This is a genomic window from Acinetobacter sp. HA (assembly GCF_000264725.1).
GTDB lineage: Bacteria > Pseudomonadota > Gammaproteobacteria > Pseudomonadales > Moraxellaceae > Acinetobacter > Acinetobacter schindleri.
On sequence record NZ_AJXD01000070.1, the window covers coordinates 1 to 5189 of the forward strand.

Here is a 5189-nt window from a genome sequence, read left to right on the forward strand (position 1 = left end):
AAAATCCTCTCATAAGAGAGGATTTTTATTGAAGTGTTTAAGGCTTAGGTGGAGTTTGAGTTTCATTCTGCATTTCCTTTTGCTTAAACAGCTCTGAAAGTGGAATGCCCAGATTTTCCGCTAAATAATGATCTGCTTCTCGTAATTTGGGTTGTAGTCGCTGCATCCAAAGGTCATTGATCTGAAGATTTTCAATTTGATGTGTGTGTGGCAAGGCATAAGGAAGTTTGAGGTAGAAATCCCAGAAATTGACCTGATCCAGATCACGTACCAAGACATATTCATTATCCTCCGTACATTTAATCAGATTCTGTTTTTCAAACATGCTGATATAGCTTGGCAGACGGCCAATTTCATCTCGTCCTAAAACTTCGAGTGCCTGTGCTTCACTAATACTTTCTCCAGTTTTCTGCTTGCGGTAAAACAGCTCCAGTAAATCCAGTAACATCAGAATTGGATGGATTTTGCAATCTTGGCCCGATTCAAATGCCGTGATTGCATAACTGATCTCAACTCCGAGCAGGACAATATTCCAGGACAGATAAATCCAGATCAGGAAAATAGGAACCGCTGCAAAAGCACCATAGACAATTTCATAACTGGTGAAATTGGACATGACAAAGCCAAACAGGTTCTTTAAGAGTTCAAAAACCACTGCACTAAATAAACCGCCCACGAATGCAGATTTGATCGGTACACTGCGGTTAGGAATGGTCCAGTTCAGGATAAAGAAGCCGATAATCGTCAAAGAAAATGAAATGAGCCACAGTATAAAAGCACCATTCAATTCGTAGCCGGCAAAATTATTGCTCAGTACATACATGGACGCTACAGTTGAAGAAATCACGAAAGCGCTACCGAGTAAAATTGGACCCAAAGAAATAATGGTCCAATAGCGCATAAAGCCGATAATCCCGCCACGTGTTTCTGTGACACGCCAGATCCGGTTAAACACTGTTTCAATACTGGTCAGCATCATCACGGTGGTAATAAACAGGAACAGGATCCCGATGATGGTCAGATTGCTGGATTTGTCAGTAAAAGCACTTAGGGCTTTATCAAAGGCAATGGTGGTCTTGGGCAGGAAATTGGTATAGATCATTTCCTGAAGTTGCTGACGTGCAGGTTCTAGTGCCTTAATTGAAGAGATGATCACCAGAAAAACCGTCAGCATTGGTACTACAGCAAACAAAGTAGTATAAGTTAATGAGCCTGCCTGTTCACGGCAACGATCCGCCTCAAAGCGCCTAAGTACAAATAAAATAAATTGAAACCAGTGTTTTTCATAAAAAGGTAATTTCTTTAAGTATTCAACGATCATGCGCTTGTTGTCTCAATTTCTTATACATCATGAATTTTCTAGTTCAGCTTACCCAAAAAAACAGAAAAATACCGTATAGTTTTCTTTTTTTAGTATCGAACATTCATCATATGCAATCTTATGTCCTTGTTTTATATTACAGCAAATATGGTTCAGTCAAAGAGATGGCACATCTGATTGCCAATGGGGTTGAATCCGTAGGTATGGCAGTGAAGATCAGAACGGTGCCGAATCTTTCCACTGTGGTAAAAGAAGCAGAGGCGAGTATTCCAGCGGAAGGGGATATCTACTGTACACTAGATGAATTGGCGAACTGTTCTGCTTTGGCAGTGGGTTCGCCAACACGTTTTGGCAATATGGCTGCTGAAATGAAATATTTCTGGGATCAGACCACCAGTCTTTGGCTGAATGGAGCTTTGCATGCTAAGCCGGCATGCGTGTTCACAGCCTCTGGTGCAATGCATGGCGGCCAGGAAAGTACATTACTGAGTATGCTTCCGCCGTTGTTCCACCACGGTATGATGATCATGGGACTAAGTAATGCTGTTCCAGCATTATCAAATACTAAAACGGGTGGTACACCCTACGGCGCCAGCCATGTCAGTGGTGCACGCCATGATCAGGCACTAAGCCAAGATGAAAAGGTACTATGTGAAGCTCAGGGTAAGCGCTTGGCAGAAATAGCTTTAAAGTTAAATCAGGTTTAATAATTCTCAATCAGGACAATAAGTTTCAGATTTTATTGTCCTGATCACTCGATTCCCGAGAATCTTCTTTATTCACTTCCAGTGCCTGAGCAGCTGTTGCTTGAGTATTAAAGCGATATTTGCATTTCAGGCAACGATAATCCAGAAACAGGTTACGATCCACGGTTACACCAGCTTTTTTACCCAAGAAGTTACCGACCACACCACCAGTAATCCCGACGCTAATTGCGCCCACGAAAGTCCCGACTGTTCCGCCGACAATTACACCGAGTGGACCTGCCACAGTCCCGATCGCAGCACCAATCGACGCACCTGAAGCTGCGCCACCTACAGTTCCCGCTGTTGCACCTGCAGAGGTCATGAGTAGACCGCCAATTTTTTTCAGATTTTGCTCATGATCACGTTGTTCAATATCTGTTGAGCCACATTTAGGACATTGCATAAGGTATTCCATCAATGATTGTTATGAGCTGATGTTCAGCCTATTTATGATTTGTCATTTTGCCTAATCAGGTGGATATATGACAGCTCTACAGTATGTCTGTCTTATATTTTGATGTCAGGGACATTTCCTGCCAATTTGATTGTAGAGGAGATTTTGATAAGGCTTTGTATTTGTGCTGTAAATTATTTTATATCGAAATCCATCTTGGAATTCTTTTAAATTTTTAGCTGCCTGATAATCTAGAGATACTAAAAATAATATCTTCAAACTATCTTTTCTATTTCTTGTAAAAATAATTTACTTGTCACCTTTTTACACTAAATAACATGACCATCATAAATTGAAATTAAGGACTGTTTAATAGAGGTATTAAGTATCTATATTAAGTATTTTGTTTTTAGAGTTTTTAAGGAGCAAAAAAATGTATTTAGATAATGGTTTTCATATAATCGGTTAATTATATTTCTTAATAAAGTGATTTATTAAGGGTGATTAAAATATAAACTTTTATAAAATGAAAAATTATTAATAAATGATCGTGAAAATCACCATAAATATTTCCTTGATTAAAGTATTTTTTCTACTTTTATAAATATTTTTAAAATATTATTTTAATTAATTTCTTAAAAATAAATTTATGATTTGAAAATATTTATAAAATAATTTTATAAATAATGGAATTAATTAAAAAATTCTACTCTAAATTAAAACAATAGCTTAAATTTATTAAAAATAAAAAAGTATGTGAATAATAATTAAATGTAATTTTTAAATTTTTATATGATCTAATTTTTGTCAGATAAATTAAATCTTAATTAAGCAGAAAACGAATAAACATACTAAATCAGAGGATACTAAGGGTATGAAAATATTGGTCATCAATGCGGGCTTATTGTGTTTGTTTTTTTTGAGCAACGCTTATGCTACATCAGATGAGTGGACTCAGCGCTGGAAAGCATCACCTGCACGTTCTAATGAGCATCTGGCACAGGCAAATCTGATTGAACTCAGAGAGTCTGATTATTATGAAAGTTTTGGAAAAGCAAGAACTACCGTATATAACACCTCTTCAAATTCTATCGGCACTGTAAATACTCCAACCAATAATATTACGGTGGAGGGCTCAGATAATGGTGTAAATATTTCCAGTGAATTATTCAATGAAGCTCCAGTGAGTTCTAATTCCAATCGGAATTCACCACGCTGCCCAAATGTGAGTAACCAGCCGGGAGAAACACTATGCTGAATTTCCCGTATGGAAGGTCTTTATCTTCCGCCGGTATCATTTTGATTTTTACTCAATCCTTGACAGGATGTACCGGCCTGGCATCTTCAAATTCAAAGCCGGTAGAACTGATACAAGGTCCGCCAATTACTGATATTTTTACTCCATTTGATATGGCCTTATCTTGCTTAAAGGGGCAATTACGCAATGACATCAGCTTTTCTGTAGGTGAGAGGTGGTCCCACTTGTTTGAACAACTAAAAGCGTATTTATAAGTGATATTCCGCTCTAGTTAAGCCACCTTGTTTTGTTGGGGTAGCTGATCATAGTAAAACTCATTTGGTGTCATTTTGTCTAGACTCGAATGAGGTCGTTTCAAATTATAAAACTCAAAATATGCACTTAATTGCTTTTTCGCATCTGTGACACTGCTATAAGCTTTGAGATACACCTCTTCATATTTAACGCTCCGCCATAATCGTTCAACCATCACATTATCTACCCATCGACCTTTACCATCCATACTGATTTGAATGCCATTTGATTTCAATACATCAATAAATGCATCACTGGTGAACTGACTGCCTTGGTCTGTATTCAATATTTCAGGTGATCCATATTTTTCAATCGCTTCATTTAAAACCGAAATACAAAAATCCACCTCCATACTAATCGATACCCTATGCGCAAGTACCTTGCGGCTATGCCAATCAATCACAGCACATAAATAAACAAAGCCTTTTGCCATAGGGATATACGTTATATCCGTAGACCACACTTGATTACTGCGCTGAATAGCCAACCCTTTGAGCAGATATGGATATTTACGGTGAGCTTGATTAGCCTGGCTTAAATTTGGTTTGCAATATAACGCCTGAATACCCATTTTCTTCATTAAAGTACGTGTATGACGTCGTCCTATATGATGCCCTTGACGATTCAACAAATCACGCATCATACGACTGCCTGCAAAAGGATATTGCATATGTAATTCATCAATACATCGCATCAGCTTCAGATCTGATGAGCTAACAGGTTTTGGGCGATAATAATAACAACCACGGGAGACTTTCAGCAGCTTAGCTTGCTTAGATACTGAAATCTGAAGTGAGTCGTCGATTAACTTTTGTGGTTGAAGCGGCCCAGTTTCTTCAACACACCTTCTAAAAAATCAATTTCTAATGCCTGCTCACCGATTTTTGCATGTAACTTTTTAAGATCAATGGGGGGTTCTGATGGAGCTTTTGATTGATCGAAAGCTTGCGAGGAAGCTGAGATCAATTGATTTTTCCAGTCAATAATTTGGTTTTGATGAACATCAAATTCAGCACTCAATTCAGCAAGTGTTTTTTCTGCTTTAATCGCAGCAAGTGCTACCTTAGCTTTAAAATCATTTGAATGATTTCTTCTTGGTCTACGTGCCATAAAATACTCCATATATTGATGTTTATAACATCATTTGAGGAGCAGAATATCACTTATAGGAGTTGT

General features: G+C 37.8%; 5 protein-coding genes and 1 pseudogene. 3 read left to right on the forward strand and 3 right to left on the reverse strand.

All coding sequences use genetic code 11. The features are described 5' to 3' along the window. Positions 1–37 precede the first annotated feature (37 nt). Positions 38–1321, reverse strand: a complete 1284-nt coding sequence (locus tag HADU_RS11050; protein ID WP_008306395.1) for a YihY family inner membrane protein — start codon at positions 1319–1321, stop codon at positions 38–40. Between the two features lie 110 nt (positions 1322–1431). Here HADU_RS11050 and wrbA point away from each other — a divergent pair, with 110 nt between their 5' ends. Beyond that, positions 1432–2028, forward strand: a complete 597-nt coding sequence (gene wrbA / locus HADU_RS11055; protein WP_008306398.1) for an NAD(P)H:quinone oxidoreductase — start codon at positions 1432–1434, stop codon at positions 2026–2028. A gap of 25 nt (positions 2029–2053) precedes the next feature. Here wrbA and HADU_RS11060 read toward each other — a convergent pair whose 3' ends face one another. Beyond that, on the reverse strand, positions 2054–2482 hold the full coding sequence (locus HADU_RS11060; RefSeq protein ID WP_171056671.1) for a hypothetical protein: 429 nt from the start codon (positions 2480–2482) through the stop codon (positions 2054–2056). An 853-nt stretch (positions 2483–3335) separates the two neighbouring features. On the opposite strand from HADU_RS11060, the gene HADU_RS11065 reads away from it, so the two are divergent. Further along, positions 3336–3719, forward strand: a complete 384-nt coding sequence (locus HADU_RS11065; protein ID WP_004809738.1) for a hypothetical protein — start codon at positions 3336–3338, stop codon at positions 3717–3719. Next, positions 3713–3928, forward strand: a pseudogene (locus HADU_RS15380) (HfaB protein); the annotation flags it as partial. The gene HADU_RS11065 and the pseudogene HADU_RS15380, both read left to right, overlap by 7 nt. A gap of 62 nt (positions 3929–3990) precedes the next feature. Here the strand turns inward: HADU_RS15380 and HADU_RS15385 are convergent. After that, positions 3991–5135 (reverse strand): IS3-like element ISAba14 family transposase gene (locus HADU_RS15385; protein WP_100834114.1). Its coding sequence is split into 2 segments (ribosomal slippage): positions 3991–4871 and positions 4871–5135, totalling 1146 coding nucleotides; the frame shifts between segments, so codons are not numbered across the junction. Positions 5136–5189: the final 54 nt, after the last annotated feature.